This is a genomic window from Photobacterium sanguinicancri (assembly GCF_002265265.1).
GTDB lineage: Bacteria > Pseudomonadota > Gammaproteobacteria > Enterobacterales > Vibrionaceae > Photobacterium > Photobacterium sanguinicancri.
In genome coordinates this window covers 1-16,421 of sequence record NZ_NOIF01000034.1, presented here as the reverse complement: position 1 = coordinate 16,421, position 16,421 = coordinate 1, and the positions used below count along the sequence as shown (strand labels likewise).

Annotated in this window: 14 protein-coding genes; all 14 read left to right on the top strand. The window is 46.4% G+C overall.

Annotated elements, in window-relative coordinates; genetic code table 11:
- Nucleotides 1-22: 22 nt before the first annotated feature.
- Complete coding sequence (locus tag ASV53_RS07600) at nucleotides 23-1,108, top strand: hypothetical protein (protein ID WP_062690193.1); 1,086 nt, start codon at nucleotides 23-25, stop codon at nucleotides 1,106-1,108.
- Nucleotides 1,109-1,426: 318 nt separating this feature from the next.
- On the top strand, nucleotides 1,427-2,749 hold the full coding sequence (locus tag ASV53_RS26110) for a flagellin N-terminal helical domain-containing protein (RefSeq protein WP_094956663.1): 1,323 nt from the start codon (nucleotides 1,427-1,429) through the stop codon (nucleotides 2,747-2,749).
- 243 nt (nucleotides 2,750-2,992) lie between these two features.
- Nucleotides 2,993-4,540 carry a flagellar filament capping protein FliD gene (gene fliD, locus ASV53_RS07590; protein WP_239928750.1) on the top strand — a complete coding sequence of 516 codons (1,548 nt, stop codon included), beginning with the start codon at nucleotides 2,993-2,995 and terminating at the stop codon, nucleotides 4,538-4,540.
- 19 nt (nucleotides 4,541-4,559) lie between these two features.
- Complete coding sequence (gene fliS, locus ASV53_RS07585) at nucleotides 4,560-4,967, top strand: flagellar export chaperone FliS (protein WP_094956662.1); 408 nt, start codon at nucleotides 4,560-4,562, stop codon at nucleotides 4,965-4,967.
- A complete protein-coding gene (locus ASV53_RS07580; RefSeq protein WP_062690197.1) occupies nucleotides 4,957-5,244 on the top strand; it encodes a hypothetical protein in 288 nt (95 codons plus the stop codon). The genes fliS and ASV53_RS07580 overlap by 11 nt, the downstream gene beginning before the upstream one ends.
- Before the next feature lie 127 nt (nucleotides 5,245-5,371).
- Nucleotides 5,372-6,424: a flagellar hook-length control protein FliK gene (locus ASV53_RS07575; RefSeq protein WP_189337845.1), complete on the top strand. Its 1,053-nt coding sequence runs from the start codon at nucleotides 5,372-5,374 to the stop codon at nucleotides 6,422-6,424.
- A 20-nt stretch (nucleotides 6,425-6,444) separates the two neighbouring features.
- Complete coding sequence (locus ASV53_RS07570; protein WP_062690199.1) at nucleotides 6,445-6,927, top strand: flagellar basal body-associated FliL family protein; 483 nt, start codon at nucleotides 6,445-6,447, stop codon at nucleotides 6,925-6,927.
- Nucleotides 6,928-6,935: 8 nt separating this feature from the next.
- On the top strand, nucleotides 6,936-7,688 hold the full coding sequence (locus ASV53_RS07565) for a FliA/WhiG family RNA polymerase sigma factor (RefSeq protein WP_062690200.1): 753 nt from the start codon (nucleotides 6,936-6,938) through the stop codon (nucleotides 7,686-7,688).
- Between the two features lie 12 nt (nucleotides 7,689-7,700).
- The gene (gene motA, locus ASV53_RS07560; protein ID WP_062690201.1) at nucleotides 7,701-8,549 is read left to right on the top strand and encodes a flagellar motor stator protein MotA; all 849 of its coding nucleotides are present in this window, start codon (nucleotides 7,701-7,703) and stop codon (nucleotides 8,547-8,549) included.
- A 4-nt stretch (nucleotides 8,550-8,553) separates the two neighbouring features.
- Nucleotides 8,554-9,555: a flagellar motor protein MotB gene (locus ASV53_RS07555; RefSeq protein WP_094956660.1), complete on the top strand. Its 1,002-nt coding sequence runs from the start codon at nucleotides 8,554-8,556 to the stop codon at nucleotides 9,553-9,555.
- Between the two features lie 6 nt (nucleotides 9,556-9,561).
- Entirely contained in the window at nucleotides 9,562-10,749 is a 1,188-nt protein-coding gene (gene fliB / locus ASV53_RS07550) for a flagellin lysine-N-methylase (protein WP_094956659.1), read from the top strand.
- 142 nt (nucleotides 10,750-10,891) lie between these two features.
- Nucleotides 10,892-11,938, top strand: coding sequence for a plasmid segregation protein ParM domain-containing protein (gene parM / locus ASV53_RS07545; protein ID WP_094956658.1), 1,047 nt, complete (start codon nucleotides 10,892-10,894; stop codon nucleotides 11,936-11,938).
- A complete protein-coding gene (locus tag ASV53_RS07540; protein ID WP_094956657.1) occupies nucleotides 11,931-12,860 on the top strand; it encodes a hypothetical protein in 930 nt (309 codons plus the stop codon). The genes parM and ASV53_RS07540 overlap by 8 nt, the downstream gene beginning before the upstream one ends.
- 109 nt (nucleotides 12,861-12,969) lie before the next feature.
- Nucleotides 12,970-16,407: a PAS domain-containing hybrid sensor histidine kinase/response regulator gene (locus ASV53_RS07535; RefSeq protein WP_094956656.1), complete on the top strand. Its 3,438-nt coding sequence runs from the start codon at nucleotides 12,970-12,972 to the stop codon at nucleotides 16,405-16,407.
- The last annotated feature ends 14 nt before the right edge of the window (nucleotides 16,408-16,421 follow it).

Sequence of the window (16,421 nt, the reverse complement as noted above, 5' to 3'; positions counted from 1 at the left end):
CTTATGAGTAAAAGAGGCCGCCTTGGTTAATCAAATTTCTTCGAGTCCCAATACCCTTCGTAGTGGTGACAGTACCCAACCTGAACGCATTGCTCAGCAACAACCCGTCGCTGCGGTCAGTCGTGTATCTGAGAAAAAATCTCGCCAAGAGCAGCAACAATCAGGGCTAACGGGTAAACCGCGTAGTCTGCTTACCCAAACCACGTTAGCGCATAACCAAGCCGCCCAAGCGCAAACCGCTCAAAAAGCCTTGCGCGATGCCAGCGAATTACTAAACCAACTTCGCCAAGTGGCGCGCCGCTCACTGAGCAGCCAAGAAGGCAAGCGAGACCAACTTCAGCAATCGCTGCACCAGTTAAAAGGCAAATTGGTTAAATTAACCCGTGAAGCGAAATACCAAGGTGCGCCTGTACTGCACCACGACTTAACGCCACGGTTAGAAGGCGAACAGCAAACCGAGCAATTTGGCATTAAAGGCCTGCGGCTAAATACCTTGCGTAGCCAAGATGAAATTGTCCGTTTTCAGTTTGAATCAGGTTCGCCCTCTTCTGTTCGCGCTTTAATTGAATCCGATGAAAACAGCCATGAAATTGCCAATAAATTAGATCGCGCCCTAGCACCGCGAGGCATTCAGGTGGGTGTAGATAAGTTTGGTGACATGGCTTTCACGGTCGATAAAGCCGAATGGGTCAATATTCGTAAAGGGGTGTGGGTGTCGGGCGGCGGTCAAATTCTGCCATCGGGTAATCCGATTAAAGCACGCCTTGAATCACACGATAAGCAAGCGAGCGAGCCGGAAGCGTTAGAATTCGGTAAACCGCAACAGTCTCGCCAAGCACTGGCTGACATCGAGCGCATGCTGCAAAAAGTGCAGCAGGCACTGAGCCAAATTGATCGCGCTCAGCAACAAGTTGGCGCGGATTTAGAGCGAATTGTCCGCACCAACAGTTTGAAGTCTGGCATTGTGAACCAGCAAGGTGACATTGAAGCCACTTGGATGGATGCGCCGCAAGAAGTATCGCTTCAGCTAATAGAAAATGCGGTACCGACATTATTGGCCCAAGCGAATGCTACCCGTCATAACGTGGTGGCCTTGCTAGAACCTTAAGTAATAAAACAATTTAAGCAATGCACCTTGGCGCTGAGTGTGTAATCGTGAAAAGTGTTTCATCGTGAAATAAGCTGCAAAGCCAATAAAAAGCGGGTCTGCCCCGCTTTTTTTGTGCCTGCTATTTATCTATAAGCACATGAGTGAATAGCGTTTTTGGTTAAATATACGCATTTCCTCGCAGCAAGGTCACACCACGAAATAAAGTAAAAAAAATACTTAAGAAGCGTAAAAAGTGGGTCGCTCTGAAAAAGTAACAACCGAGCCCATTGCCGTAAGGCGGCACTGTGGAACACTATTACATAGAGGACTGCTCTCATGGCAATGACCATCAACACTAACTTCGCATCAATGAATGCCCAGCGTAACCTACAAAGCACGCAGGGTTCACTAAACGGTTCACTAGAGCGTCTGTCTACTGGCTTGCGTATTAACAGCGCAAAAGATGATGCGGCGGGCCTGCAGATTGCTAACCGTATGGACTCTCAGGTTAACGGCCTGAAAGTAGCACAGCGCAACGCCAACGATGGCATCTCTATGGCGCAAACAGCTGAAGGTGCTCTGCAAGAGTACACCAATATTCTTCAGCATATGCGTGACCTTTCTGTGCAGTCGAAGAACGGTTCTAACTCAAACTCTGATCGCGCGGCACTGGATAAAGAATTCCAGACAATGACCAAAGAACTTGACCGTATCGTAGATACCACAACGTTTGGTAAAGGCGAGAAGCTGTTTGACAAGCTGGGCAAAGGTGTTGATTTCCAAGTGGGTGCAGATGTTGCGCCAGTTGATGCAAAAAAACTGACGTCTGTAAAAGCAAACGATGCAACAACAACAGTGGAAGATGCTCTGTCAGCGCTGGGCATTAACAGTGAAGCCGGTATGAAAGGCATTGCTGTAACTGATAAACTTCTTACAACGTTATCTACGTCAGATAATGCCGCTGGTGCAGATGTTACGCTGGCAAGCTTAGGTGCACCTGCTACAGGTGCTGGTGCATCTAAAGCCGATGCTGTGGATAATGTTGAAAAGTTCTTAAGTGATAACGATATCACTGGGGTCACTGTTTCTGAAGGTTCTGACAAAGATAAAGTTTTATTAACCTTCAGTGATGAAGCTAAAGCAGATTTTGCTGAAGCTGCAGCGGTATCGACCGAATTAAAAGACAATTTTATTGATGCAACTAATGGTAAAATTGATCCAGCGAAGATCCTTCCGAGAACCGATATTTCGACACTAGCGGGTGCAATGCAAAAAGCTGGTATGAACAGCGCTGCTATTTCTGACTCGAACGTAATTCAGATAAAGGTAGACAGCAACTCACTGAATACTGATAGCCTAGGCAATATTTCAGATGTAACTAACTCAGAAACTGCGATTACCAAGATTGATGAGATGATCGACAGCGTAGGTTCAGTGCGTGCCGAGCTGGGTTCAACTCAGAACCGTTTCAGTTCTACTATCAACAACCTTGGCAACATCGCAGAGAACATGTCTGTGGCTAAAGGCCGTATCATGGATGCAGACATCGCGGCAGAATCTGCCAACATGACTAAGCAAAACACTATGATGCAAGCAGGTATCACAGTGCTTTCTCAAGCTAACCAAATGCCAAGCATGGTTTCTCAGCTACTACGTTAATTGTTGTAGTCAGCTTGTCATTCCTACCAGAGCGGAAGTAATACTTCCGCTTTCTTTTTATCTGGCCTTTATAAAACCGACCACTCCCTTTAAAATCAATAAATTAAATGTGGTATGTTTTTTGCTTGTTGTTAGTGCAATGGCTTGTGCAAAGTATTGCGCAATATGTTGAGTTACAGGCGACGAGAGCTGAATAGGCAAACATTCTCCTTGGCGGAGAGTAACGTTGGCGGAGAGTAAATCATGTTAATGACAGGGTTAGGTTCAGGTATTGATTACGAAAGTATGATTGCTGCAATTGTGGGTGCCGAGCGCGCCCCGAAAGAGAATCAGCTTGCACGCCAAGAGGGCATGAACCATGCCGAGAAAAATGCGCTGCAAGAAATTCAGTTCACCATCAACAGCTTTCGCGACAAAGTTGAAGATCTGAACTCCAGCCGCGAGCTCCAAAAATTAAAGGCGGAGTTAAGCAACGATGATGTGTTATCAGCGTCGGTCGACAGTAATGCGGTAACCGGGGAGTATAACTTTGAGGTGACCCAGCTGGCGCTGGCCGAGCGCACTCAGCTGTTTAAGGTGGCTGAAGGTAGTACGTTTACTGAGGGTAAATTCAGCTTCACTACGGATTCAGGTCCGGTCGAAGTTGATATTGTTACGCTGAAAAGTAATTTGGATGCGGAGCAGGTTGCTAAGAAACAAGCGCATAAAGATCAGGTTTATAAAGAGGTTGCTGAAGAAAATAATATCGCCCAGACTGATCCTGATTTTGAAACCAAGGTAAAAGATGCGTTAGCTGCAGACCCTGAACAACAGACCAGTTTCGACAATCAGCAGAAAGTTTACGATGACGAAATAGCTCGCCTGAACACTGAGGGTGTCAAGCTGGAAGAGATCCAAACTGCAATCAATGGACATGCTAACAGTGACGGCGTGAAGGCAACGCTGGTACGTTCGAATGGCGACATTAGCATGGTGCTGAACGCTAAGGATACCGGTACGGTTAATGCGATTGGGGCGATCACGCTTACAACACCTCTTAAGGTTCGGCTTGGTGGTGTGGGAAGTAGCACTATTGAGGATCAGAAACCCCTGCAGACTGCGCAAAATGCCAAGGTGATGTTCGGCTCGATGGAGCTGATTTCATCAACCAACAAAATGGAAAATGCCATTGACGGCATTAGCTTGAACCTCAAGGCAAAAGGAACGGTCAACGTTAAGGTCGAGCGCGATGAGGCATCGGTCAACAGCACCATCAAGTCGTTTGTTGAAGACTACAACAAGATTATCGAAACTGTTAATACTTACACCAAATCGAGTGAAGATAAGGCCGCGGCGCTGTCGGGCAGTTCGGCGACCCGCAGCATGGTCAGCCGCCTGCGTGGCGTAATTGGTGCTGAATACGGTTCATCAGACAATAACACTCTAGCTAGTTTGGGTATTACCACCAACCGCGAGGGTGGTACGCTTAAAATTGATCAGAAGAAGCTGGATAAAGCGCTGGAAGATGACTTCGAAGCGGTCTCTAAGCTGTTTTTGGGTGAAGAAAAACAGATCGGCATGATGGATCAAATGATGGTGGTGCTGGATGACTACCACAAAAATGGCGGTACCTACGATCGCCGTATTGATCAGCTGGAAATCAACAATAAACAGATAGCGGAAGACCGTGAAAAATTAGATTCACGTATGGAAGCCAAAACCCTGTCGTTACGTGCCTATTATGCGCGAATGGACAGTCAGATAGCCCAAATGAACCAGACACAGAACATGCTGGTCAGCATGCTGATGTAGCAAGAGTGAAGCACAATAAATGATGAACAATGAAGGCCTTGGAGCCTACCAGCAATCGCAAAATCATGCCCAAGCGGCATCAGCCAGCCCGCACCGTTTGATCCAAATGCTGTTGGAAGGTTTGCTTGATAATTTAAGCCGCGCTCGTGGCTTTATGGAACGCGGCCAAGTGGCTGATAAAGGTATGATGATCACTAAATGCCTCGACATTTTAAACGGCCTAAGTTCAGTGTTGGATGAGCAAAAAGGGGGCGAAGTTACCCAAGAGCTATTCCGCTTATACGACTACTGCGGCCGTCGCTTATTTGAAGCGAATTTACAAAACGATATGGCGGCGATTGATGAAGTCAGTCGTTTAATTCGTGACATCTTGGATGGCTGGGTGGTGCTAAAACCTGATCGTATTCAGGTCGCGAATGAAGATTGAGCGGCAACTAGAGAGTATTCTCCAGCACTTTAAGCAAGCGTTAGTGGCGGAAGATTGGGATAAGTTAGCAGCCTTGGATACTAAGTTGCAGCAAGCCTTACCTAAATTAAAACAAGCGCCACTGGCTTCTGAAGTAAAAGCGAAGTTAGCTGAAATTAATCAATTTTATAGCCTGATGATTGCACGCGGAGAATCGGAAAAAAGCGAGATCCGTGCGCAAATACAGCAACAGCAAACCAATACCGAAGGGATGCAGGCCTACCTGCAGAATCGTTGAGAATCATTTAATGCAATCCATAGCCAATCAGTCGACACGTCAAAGTTCTGTATCAAGTTCAGCTTCAAGTTCTGCCTCAAGCGCTAGCGCATCCAATGCCAACCCTATTATTAAAGGGAATTCGTCATTGGATAAACCAATGGGCTTTCAACAATTTGAGCAGAAACTGAACCAAAGCGAACTTCGCCAGAATGCGATGAAAAAGGCTGATGCAAAGGCGAAAGCAAAAAATGACAACGATAACGAACTAAAAGCAGATGAAGCCGCACAACCTGCTGCGGGCTTTGTGGTGTCGGATGCGTATTTAGCGCAGTTAAAGCAGATGCTAAATGGCAATACGACAGGCCATGACGGTGAGCAATTAACATCGGCTGGGTTACCGCAACGTCAGGTACAAGTGGGGTCGCTAACAACCATGAATGCGATGCCTTTTAAAGGTGCGCAAGTGATGGACGCGAATGCAGCTCAGCAAGCAGAGCTGAAAATGCAGGGGCAACTGCCGCAAGATCTTGCTGATATGTTAGCCGCCAAAAAAGGCAATGCTGCGGCGCAGGCGGAACTAATGCAAGCGATCCGTCAGCAATTATCGGATATGCCGAAGGCGGACCTTAATAGTGCCGCATTAGAGCGTTTAATCGCAGCAACGCAAACGCATGGTCAAAATTTACAAGCATCACTATCGCCAGCGACACAACTACACAATACAGCGGCAGAGCAAGCAACAAAAATGGCACCGCAACAATTTCAAGCCAGCGTGGATATTACACAGCCTGATTGGGGTAAGGATCTGGTTGATCAACTGCGATCGCGAATGCAGTTCAGTAAGACCGATCATTTACAACAAGCCCATGTTCGCTTAGACCCGCCTGAATTGGGCAAGCTAGACATTAATCTACGGATGGAAGGTGACAAAGTGTCGGTGCATTTCACCGCGGCTCATCCTCAATTACGTGAAGCTTTGCTAGCCAATGCCGAACGCTTGCGGTTTGATTTCGAAGGCGGGCAATTGCAGCTGGGTGACGTGTCTGTTTCTAGTGGTAATCAACAACAAGGCCAACAATCACACTCGTCGTTCGATGGGCAAGATGATGTGGTGGCATCGAATAGCCGCACTGTTCTACAAGGTGGCGCATTAGACGGTTTAAAACGGTCTTCAAGTCGTTTTGAATCAATGGTTTAAATTGTGGTGTTAGCAAAATAATGACAGAAGAAGTAAAACCAAAATCAAAATTGCCGCTAATAATCGCAGCTGGAGTGATAACACTCGCGTTAGCGGGAGGCGGCGGCTGGTGGTATGTCCAACAGCAGAAAGCGGCGGCTATGGAAATAGCGGCAACTCAGGCATTACCTGCCACTGCAATGGTGAAAAAACCGGTATTTTTACCGTTAAAAAAATTCGTAATGAGCGTGAAAGGTGACGACCGTTTGCATTATTTAATGCTAGAGCTGTCGATCATGAGCTATAGCGAAGATCAGCTGAAAGTGCTGGAAGATTACATGCCGGTGATCCGCAATGCGGTGATCACCTTGGTGAGTGGTAAAGATTATGAATCACTCTCGGCACAAGGTGTTATCCCTGTTCTGCAATCTGAATTAAAAGATTATCTCGGCAAGGTGATGAATGAAATGAATTCAAGTAATGGCATCGACCGAATCCTGATCACCAAAATGGTCATCCAATAGGAGCGCCCATGCAGAATGCAGCTATGTATGACCCTCAAGGGGTTAACGCGTATCAACAGCATCAGCAGCTTGGTCAAAAAGCGCAAGAACAACGCTTATTAACCAAGTATGCCGGACTGGTACGCCGGGTTGCTCGCCATATGACACCACAAGTGAATGCTGTTATCTCAATGGAAGATATGGAGCAGATCGGCTTGATGGCGTTATTAGATGTGATCCGCCGTTACCCTGATGAAAGCGATGAAGCGTTAGAACGTCTTGCGGTACAGCGCATTCGTGGTGCAATTTTGGATGAGCTACGACGAATGGATTGGCGTTCTCGTCGTTATCGTCAACGTGGCTATGAACTGCGTGATGCTGAGCGAGCGTTGAGTCGTCGCTTAGGTCGATCGCCGAGTGATGCTGAATTAGCGACGGAACTTGATGTTGAGTTAAGTGAAGTTTATCGCCGTCGAGTGGATGTTCAAGCAGAAAGTTTAGGTAGCTTTGAGTCTTTACAAGAAGATGGTGAACAATTTTTTGGGTTGAGCTTTCAGTGCCAAGCACATGAAAAGGCCGAGCTAAAAAATGCCATGGTCAAGGCATTATCCCGACTGAGTGAACGTGAACAAATCATGCTGAATTTTTACTACGAGCATGAAATGAATTTAAGAGAAATCGCGCTGGTTTTTGAATTAACAGAGGCGCGTATTAGCCAAATTCACAAGAAAGCCTTGAAGACGTTACAGGCGACGTTAGCGGATTGGCGAGAAGTAGTTTAACGGAGTTATAGCATGCAACTTATCATTGGTTTTGTCATTGTCTTCGGGTCCATTGTTTATGGCTATACCCATGCCTCGGGGCGAATGCTGGCACTTTGGCAACCGGCAGAATTTGTTATTATTCTGGGGGCCGGTTTTGGCGCGATGGTGATCTCTAACCCGCCATACGTGCTTAAAAATATCCTAACCCGTTTAAAGATGATGTTTGGGAAAGGCTACGGCGAATCTTTCTTTAAATCCGTATTAGAGTTGATGTACGAATTACTGGAAGTTATTCGTAAAGATGGCATTAAAAAGCTCGATGACCATATTGAAAATCCACAAGGTAGCGATATTTTCAGTAAGTACCCAGAGGTGACTAAATCAAATGTTCTAGTGAGTTTTATTACCGATAACTTGCGAATGATGGCAATGGGTAAAATGAGCCATCATGATTTAGAAGCGGTATTGGAACTGGAGTTACATGCGCTAGAAGAAGACTTACTTCGTCCATCTAAAGCTTTGGGCAAAGTAGGTGAAGCCATGCCTGGTTTCGGTATTGTCGCGGCAGTATTGGGTATTGTTGTGACCATGCAGAGCATTGGTGGGGCCTTGGCCTTGATTGGTGTCAAGGTGGCTGCGGCGTTAGTGGGTACTTTCTTCGGTATTTTAATGTGCTATGGCGTATTTGAACCGATTGCAGCAAGCATTGCTAACCAAGTGAAAAAAGAGATGATGGCGTTAAATATGGTTTCTGCAATTTTGGTCACCCAAGCGCAAGGAAAACCAACACTGCTGGCGTTAGATGCTGGACGCAAAGTGCTGCATTCTGAATATAAACCATCGTTTATTACGATGGAAAAATGGGTTTCTGGAGACTGATAACGTGAGTAAAGAACCTCATATCATCATCGTCAAAAAGAAAAAACGCGGTCATCACGATGAACACCACGGTGGAGCGTGGAAAGTCGCGTTTGCCGATTTCGCAATCGCGATGATGGCGTTTTTTATGGTGCTGTGGATCATGGAAATTGCATCCAAAGAAGAGCGTGAAGAAATTCAATACCGACTGCAACATAGCAGTGTCTTCGACAATATGGAGAACGTGTTTGACGTCGCTAACAGCCCGTTCCCGATTGACTTTGGCGGTGAGGCATCACCATTTGAAAACCCAGTTCAGTCAAATTTAAGCGGCAATAATAAATTAGACTCTTCATTACACCAGCAGATCCCAGAAGGGAAAGTCGGTGCTAATGCAGGCCGTGGTTCAAAGCTGAATTCGATGATTGCGGGTAAGCATTTATCAACGGCGCAGCTGATGATGTTGGCGAATGAGCTGAAATCGGTGACTGATGCTCTGTCTGCCTCTGAAAATGTGGTGCTGGAAATTGTCCCGCAAGGGCTACGTATTTTGATCCAAGATAGTACCAAGCATTTTATGTTTGAGCGGGGAAGCTCAAATATGACACCTTTCTTCGAAGATATGTTATATAGCTTAGCGCCGATATTAGGCCAGATTAAAAATCGGATGGTGATCAGTGGCCATACCGATGTAACTCGATTCCATCGTGATACATACTCTAACTGGGAACTGTCTGGTGAGCGGGCATTAAAAGCACGCCAAACCTTAGTCAGTTCTGGTTTACCAAAAGGCAATGTCTTGCAGGTGGCTGCGATGGCTGAGCGAATGTTGGTTAATGAAAATGATCCGAAAAGCGGTAAAAACCGTCGAATCGAAATGATGATATTAACCAAAGAGGCAGATACCCAATTGGCCTTGTTGTTTGGTCAAAGCCCTGCTGTGACCGATTCGCCTGCGTTACAGCAAGCGCGTAACTTTGCAGAATCGAATCGCCCCGTATCTCGATTAGACGTTATGGTAAATTAAAAAATAATGAGACAGATTGAAGTAATCCCACAGTTTGTAGAAAAATTTTCCTGCATTGCAGATCAGTGTGAAGACCATTGTTGTCATGGTTGGAATATCAATATAGATAAACCAACTTACCGTTTTATGACTGAAAAGAGCAAGTTCAAGGACAAGGCAAAGGCGATGATCACCAAGACACCGAAAACCAAGGTGTTTGCGCAGATCAAGCTTGATGCAAAAGGGGTGTGCCCGTTCCGTGATAGCAAGGGGTTGTGTGATGTGCATAAAGCCCATGGACATAGCCGCTTATCGAATACCTGTAAAACCTACCCACGGACTGATACTACCCGCGGTCAGCGCGTTGAACGTAGCTTGACACTCTCTTGCCCTGAAGCGGCTCGCCAAGTATTACTTAACCCCTCGGCGATGATGTTCAGCGAAAAGGTGAATTTTGAGCCAAGCTTCAAACCTGCGGCTTATCGTTACCCGTATTACTATGAGACGGTGCGTCAGTTGTATATTGATGTGTTGCTGATGGAAGGCGTAGCGCTGGAAGCAAAGTTGTTCATGTTGGGCATGAGCCTGAAGATGCTCGATGCTAAAAAGGACGATCAAGAGGGTTTTCAAGGCACACTGACTTATTGCATTGAGAGTATTGTAAACGGCGAGTTCCTCGCCATGTACGAATGTTCCGGAAGTATGCTCGACATGCACGCTATCTTCCTGACACGACTCTACAATGTTCAGTTTGCGCTTGGGATCACAGGAAAACATGAATTGGTGCTGGAGCGGATTAAGCAGATCTATGATCAGCTGGTTGATACCCTTGGTCAAGCTGGCGATGATCTAGCTCAGCAAAAAACGATATTGCTTCAGGGGTTCAATGGCCACTATCAAGAGTATGTCACTGAAAATCCGCATGTTTGGTTGAACTACTTCTTGTATGGCATGTACCAACAAGATTTTCCAAGTAAAGGGCTGTATTCGGTATTTACCGAGCAAGTGATTGATTTCTTTTTACTACGTGGTGCGCTGACGGCGATTGCTTCGTCCCGAGCATTGGTTGATAACGATGTTATTCACGTGGTACAGAGTTACCACCGTGCACGTAGCCATGGGGTGAAAATATCTATGGGTATTAAACACATCGTCGATAAATACTTACAAGTAGACGAGGCCATGCTGCCGCTGTTATTACTGAAAGTCGCTTAGCGTATATCCCCAGTGTATAATCGCGCGCCTTGATAGAAGGAAACGCCTTGGCTGGCAAAGCTTAGCGGTTCGCGCGGCCTTATTTTTATATTATTAATGAATTGTCAGGGCGGTAGCTCTGAATGAATGAGAGAAGTAGACGATGACGGTATCGGTAGTGACAATCGCAGTGGATGACGGCTCAACCAATGTAAAAGTAAGCTGGATTGAAAGTACTCAGCTTAAGACGATTATTTCGCCGAACTCTTTCCGTAAAGATTGGAAAAGTGCGGCGCTGCGTCGTGATAAGAAGGTGTTTAACTACACCATCGGCACCACGAAGTACACGTACGATGCAACGTCAGATAAAGCGTTAGAAACAACGCATGTCGATTATCAATACGATGATTTAAACCTGCTTGGTGTTCACCATGCGCTGTTGCAAACCGGTGTAACACCTTGTCCAGTTCGTTTAGTGGTTACCTTGCCAATCACTGAGTTTTATAACGCGGAAGATTGCCAGCGTAACGAAGCGAACATTGAGAAAAAACGTCAAAATTTGATGCGTGAAATTGCGTTGAATAAAGGCGATCTGTTTGAGGTTGTTGATGTTGTTGTGATGCCTGAAAGTGTACCAGCAGTATTGTCGACGTTAATGGATTCTAACTGTAACGAATTCACTCGCTCATTGGTTGTTGACTGTGGCGGTACGACCCTTGATATGGGTGTGGTCGTTGGTGAATTTGACGATGTATCTGCGGTTTACGGTAACAAAGAAATTGGCGTTTCTATGGTGACGGATGCGGCGCGTAAAGCACTAGCCGCCGCCGATAGTGATGCAAGTTACTTAGTGGCGAATGAGCTGATTAAGCGTCGTTATGATATGGACTTCGTACGAGAAGTAGTTAATGACGAATCTCAGATTGATGTGATTCTGACTAAGATTGAAAACAAGATCCAAGAACTTGGAACCTCTGTTGCCTACGAAGCGAAGAAGTTTGCCAAAAATCCTAACCGTGTTTACCTAGTGGGTGGTGGCGCACCGTTAATTGCACCTGCACTGAAAGAAGCGTATGCGACCTTAGGTGATCGTGTTGTGCTGGTTAACGATGCACAGTCTGCACTTGCACGTGAATTGTGTATTTACCACAGCGATTTTGACGATCTAGAAGTCGAGCCAGAATCATTGATAGAGGTTGAGGATGAGTAGCCAATTAAAACGGGTTAATTATTCGATCTATCTTGATTTAGTTAAATCTCAGTCCGACCGCTTTGCGGTCGGGGTGATGCAAAAGTGGGTCGATGAGCGTAAGCAGTTAGTCGAAAACCCGTCGGATGCAGCCGCGCTGCATTCGAGTTTGCATATGCACAAAACCATCTACTTGGCGGGTATGTATATGTATCTGCTAAGCCCAGTATTAAGTCAGGGTTTAGTGGATAACTTGGGTAAGGATACCGTTGATATTCCAACACTACGGCGTCAACTTGAAATCTGTGGGTTTCAGTTAGATGGCGCGGAAAGTTCCGATATTTCGGGGATGTTGGAGCAGTTACAAGGTGCGGTTGATTTAAGTTCGGTAAATCAAGGTTTAGCGCAGCTTCAGCAGAGTGTGGTTCAGTTAGGTCAAGCTCAACGCGAAGATCGTGAAAACCAAGCATCGAGCGAAGAATGTACGGCAGAAACTGACTTATCTGAAGCCAGTTTAATGGCTGTTACACAGGCGATGCAGGCCCAATTTAGACCGCTTCATTCACAGTTGATGGAAGTGGAAGCGCGTCTGTCTGGTCAGGATTGTACTTCGACAGAAAAAGCGGAAATTATTCGCGCGATGTCGGAACAACAAGCTATTGCTTTGGATCAGCAAACCCAGCAATTAGAAGAGATCAAAGCGCTATTAGAGGCGCAGAAACAAGCCTCGGCATTAGCGTCGGCTCAGGCTGAAAATGCAGAGAAAGTGTCGCAAGAAATGGCTGAGCTGAAAGCCATGCTGAAAGCGCAAACCCAAATGATCCGTAATTTATCATTGAATGCGCCAGCGACAGAGCCCAAAGCTACACCGCAGGATAATGAAGCTGATCTTTCACAGCGCATTGCCAATGTGCAAAAGATTAAAAAGAAAGGCTTATTCTAGGCGTTGCCTGTGTAATACCGTCTTGCTGAACTGTGATCCCCCTGATTGAGTGATAACTGTCCTGTCGTTAACATGGCTTAACGGAGAGTTAACACGGTTAGGGGTGTTCATGACGCAAGGATGGGTCGTTGTACCAGTATCACTGATGTACCTAGGGGTACTGTTTTTTATCGCTTGGTATGGTGATAAAAAAACCACATGGCTTGCGCGCTGGCGCCCTTGGATTTATAGCTTATCAATCGCGGTCTATTGTACCTCGTGGACCTTCTATGGCACGGTCGGACAAGCCAGCCAAGATACGTGGTCATTCCTTCCTATTTATCTCGCCCCTATTCTTGTCTTTACGCTGGGCTGGCGCATTCTGGCTCGTCTGATCCTCATCGCTAAACGTGAACACATTACCTCTATTGCTGACTTTATTGCTGCTCGTTATGGCAAGTCGCAAGGGCTTGCTGTGCTTGTTACTGTGATTGCAGTGATTGGCATTTTGCCTTATATCGCCTTGCAACTACGGGGTATCACCATGGGGCTGACTCAAATTGCACCTGACTTAGGGGCGCAATTTAGCCTCGGGGCTGGAGTGTCTTTTGATACCGCTTTGGTGGTGACCTTGTGTATGGCCGCTTTTACCGTGCTGTTTGGCACTCGTCATATTGATACCACCGAGCACCATCGGGGCATGATGATGGCGGTGGCTTTTGAGTCGCTCATTAAATTAGGGGCGTTCCTTATTGTGGGGGGCTTTGCGGTTTGGTTGCTGATTGAACAACCGGGCTGGACGGTTAGCGCCCAGCAACACATTGCTACCAGTTCGTTGAATATTGGCAGTTTCTTTATTCACACTCTGCTGACCATGGCGGCGATTATTTGTTTGCCTCGCCAGTTTCATACCATAGTGGTCGAGAATAATCGGGCGCAAGATCTACACAAAGCACGTTGGATATTCCCTGCTTACTTAGTACTGATGGGGTTGTTTGTGCTGCCATTAGCCTTGGCGGGGGAAGCGCTGATCCCGCAAGTATCGGCTGATACCTACGTGATAAACCTGCCGTTATTACAAGGTGCTGAGAATATTGCACTACTGGCGTTCTTAGGCGGAACCTCGGCAGCCAGTGGCATGGTGATAGTGTCTACTATCGCGTTAGCTATCATGGTGTCGAATGATCTTGTTTTGCCTTTGTTGCTAAGACGTTTACGTATTTCGGACCGACGGTTTTCTGCGTTTTCTGGTTTACTGCTTAATATCCGTCGTGCCCTTATTTTGGTGTTACTACTGGCGGCATGGGGGTTTTTTCAAATTCTCGATAATATCCCGTCGTTATCGGCGATTGGCTTATTGTCTTTTGCTGCTATCGCACAATTTTCTCCCGCATTACTGGGGGGGATCTACTGGCGAAAAGGTAATCGTAACGGGGTATACGCTGGGTTAATTGGTGGTATCACCATCTGGGTGATCACCATGATGACTCAAACCGGCATGCTCGCAGGTACGGCTGAAACCAATGTGTTGTTATGGCTACTCACGCCGCCGTCATTACCAATATTGGAAGTGCTTACTACGGTTGATTGGGGCATGTTGCTTAGCTTAATGGTTAACATTAGCTTGTACGTATTGGTGTCAGTATTTACCCGTTCATCACTTACCGAGCGGTTACAGGCCGCGACATTCGTCGGTGCGCCATTACCTGAAACGGACGATGTTAGCTTATATCAAAGTCGCGTGACGGTTGGTGAGCTTGAGATGCTAGCGGCACGTTTTGTTGGCCGTAAACGAGCTCGAAAGGCGTTTCGCCAATTTTCAGAACAACACCGAGGCACCTTAACATCAGAACTGCAAGCCAGTGCAGCTTTGATCCGTCATACCGAACGGGTGTTAGCTGGCGTGTTTGGTGCGTCCTCTGCGAGGTTAGTACTTACTTCCGCATTAAAAGGTCGCAATATGCAGCTTGAAGAGGTCGCGACCATCGTTGATGAAGCCTCTGAGTTATTCGATTTTAGTCGCGGTTTATTACAAGGGGCGATTGAGCATATTAATCAAGGTATTACTGTCGTGGATAAGCAGCTGAGGTTAGTGGCGTGGAATCAGCGCTATTTAGAATTGTTCACCTTCCCTGCTGGGTTGATCCAAGTTGGTCGTCCAATCGCTGATGTGATTCGATATAACGCTCAACAAGGTTTGTGTGGCGCGGGTGATACTGAAAAGCATGTGGCAAAAAGGGTTGAGCACTTACAGCGAGGCACTGCTCATACCTCATCACGCATTCGTAGTGATGGGCAAGTGATCGAAGTACAAGGTAACCCTATGCCCGGTGGCGGATTTGTGATGAGTTTTTCTGATATCACGGCATTTCGCCAAGCCGAGCAAGCCTTGAAAGAAGCCAACGAAAACTTAGAAGCCCGGGTGCAGAAACGTACTCAAGAGCTTGAATTATTGAATCGAAAACTGGTGACGGCGACGCAACAAGCGGAACAACAATCCCATTCAAAAGGCCGTTTCTTGGCCGCTGTTAGTCATGATTTAATGCAGCCGTTAAATGCGGCGCGTTTGTTTTCATCATCACTGAGTGAAGTGACCAAAGAGAAAGAGAGTCGAAAATTAGCGCATCATATTGAAAGTGCCTTGGAGGCTGCTGAAGATCTGATTGGGGATTTACTGGATGTATCGCGGTTAGAGGCCGGCAAGTTGCAGGCTAATGTGCATGCTTTTCCTCTGAGTGATGTGTTTAATACGCTAGAGGCTGAGTTTGGTGCGTTAGCGAAGCAGCAAGGGATCAATTTCAATGTCGTTAGCACTAAGGTGGTTATTCAATCGGACCCTAAATTATTGCGCCGTGCTTTACAGAATTTTTTGACCAACGCATTTCGTTATAACCCGAAAGGTAAAGTGACGCTGGGGGGAAGGCGTATACAAGGGCAATATCGGATTGAGGTTTGGGACAATGGGCCTGGTATTCCTAAAGCGAAACAAGCCAGTATCTTTGATGAGTTTACGCGACTAGATCGCGGTGATATTGAACATGGACTCGGGCTTGGTTTAGCAATAGCTCGTGGGATCGGGCGCGTGCTTGATCATCCGTTGTCTCTGCGCTCTTGGGTTGGTAAGGGGACAGTATTTGCCTTAACAACGGAACGAGGACAAGTAGAAGCGAAGGTGAAGCCTTTGGCCATGACACCTTCTCGTCCAGCACTCGATGGCGTTAAAGTTCTGTGCGTGGATAATGAATCCGATATTTTACTGGGAATGGAAACCTTGTTAGGGCGTTGGGGGTGCGATGTCCGCTTAGCAGGAAATGCTTCTGAGGCGATGCAGCACCTCGACGATGGCTGGCTCCCAGAGTTCGTATTGAGTGATTACCATTTAGCCAAGGAGCAAACCGGTCTGCATGTTTTACAACAATGTCGTTTACGGTTAGGTACAACGTTTAAAGGTGCGATTATTAGCGCAGATCGCACGACAGAAACTCAAAATATGATTAGAGGACATGGCTTTAGTTTTATAAGTAAGCCTGTGAAACCATTAAAGTTACGGGCAGTTTTATCTTATTAATCTTTAGGTGTCAT

Bases quoted from the DNA above. Each gene is read 5' to 3' on its own strand.
- ASV53_RS07540 (WP_094956657.1), top strand. From the start codon at position 11,931: ATGAGTAGCCAATTAAAACGGGTTAATTATTCGATCTATCTTGATTTA.
- ASV53_RS07565 (WP_062690200.1), top strand. From the start codon at position 6,936: ATGCAGAATGCAGCTATGTATGACCCTCAAGGGGTTAACGCGTATCAA.
- fliD (WP_239928750.1), top strand. From the start codon at position 2,993: ATGTTAATGACAGGGTTAGGTTCAGGTATTGATTACGAAAGTATGATT.
- ASV53_RS07580 (WP_062690197.1), top strand. From the start codon at position 4,957: ATGAAGATTGAGCGGCAACTAGAGAGTATTCTCCAGCACTTTAAGCAA.
- motA (WP_062690201.1), top strand. From the start codon at position 7,701: ATGCAACTTATCATTGGTTTTGTCATTGTCTTCGGGTCCATTGTTTAT.
- ASV53_RS26110 (WP_094956663.1), top strand. From the start codon at position 1,427: ATGGCAATGACCATCAACACTAACTTCGCATCAATGAATGCCCAGCGT.
- fliS (WP_094956662.1), top strand. From the start codon at position 4,560: ATGATGAACAATGAAGGCCTTGGAGCCTACCAGCAATCGCAAAATCAT.
- fliB (WP_094956659.1), top strand. From the start codon at position 9,562: ATGAGACAGATTGAAGTAATCCCACAGTTTGTAGAAAAATTTTCCTGC.
- parM (WP_094956658.1), top strand. From the start codon at position 10,892: ATGACGGTATCGGTAGTGACAATCGCAGTGGATGACGGCTCAACCAAT.
- ASV53_RS07535 (WP_094956656.1), top strand. From the start codon at position 12,970: ATGACGCAAGGATGGGTCGTTGTACCAGTATCACTGATGTACCTAGGG.
- ASV53_RS07570 (WP_062690199.1), top strand. From the start codon at position 6,445: ATGACAGAAGAAGTAAAACCAAAATCAAAATTGCCGCTAATAATCGCA.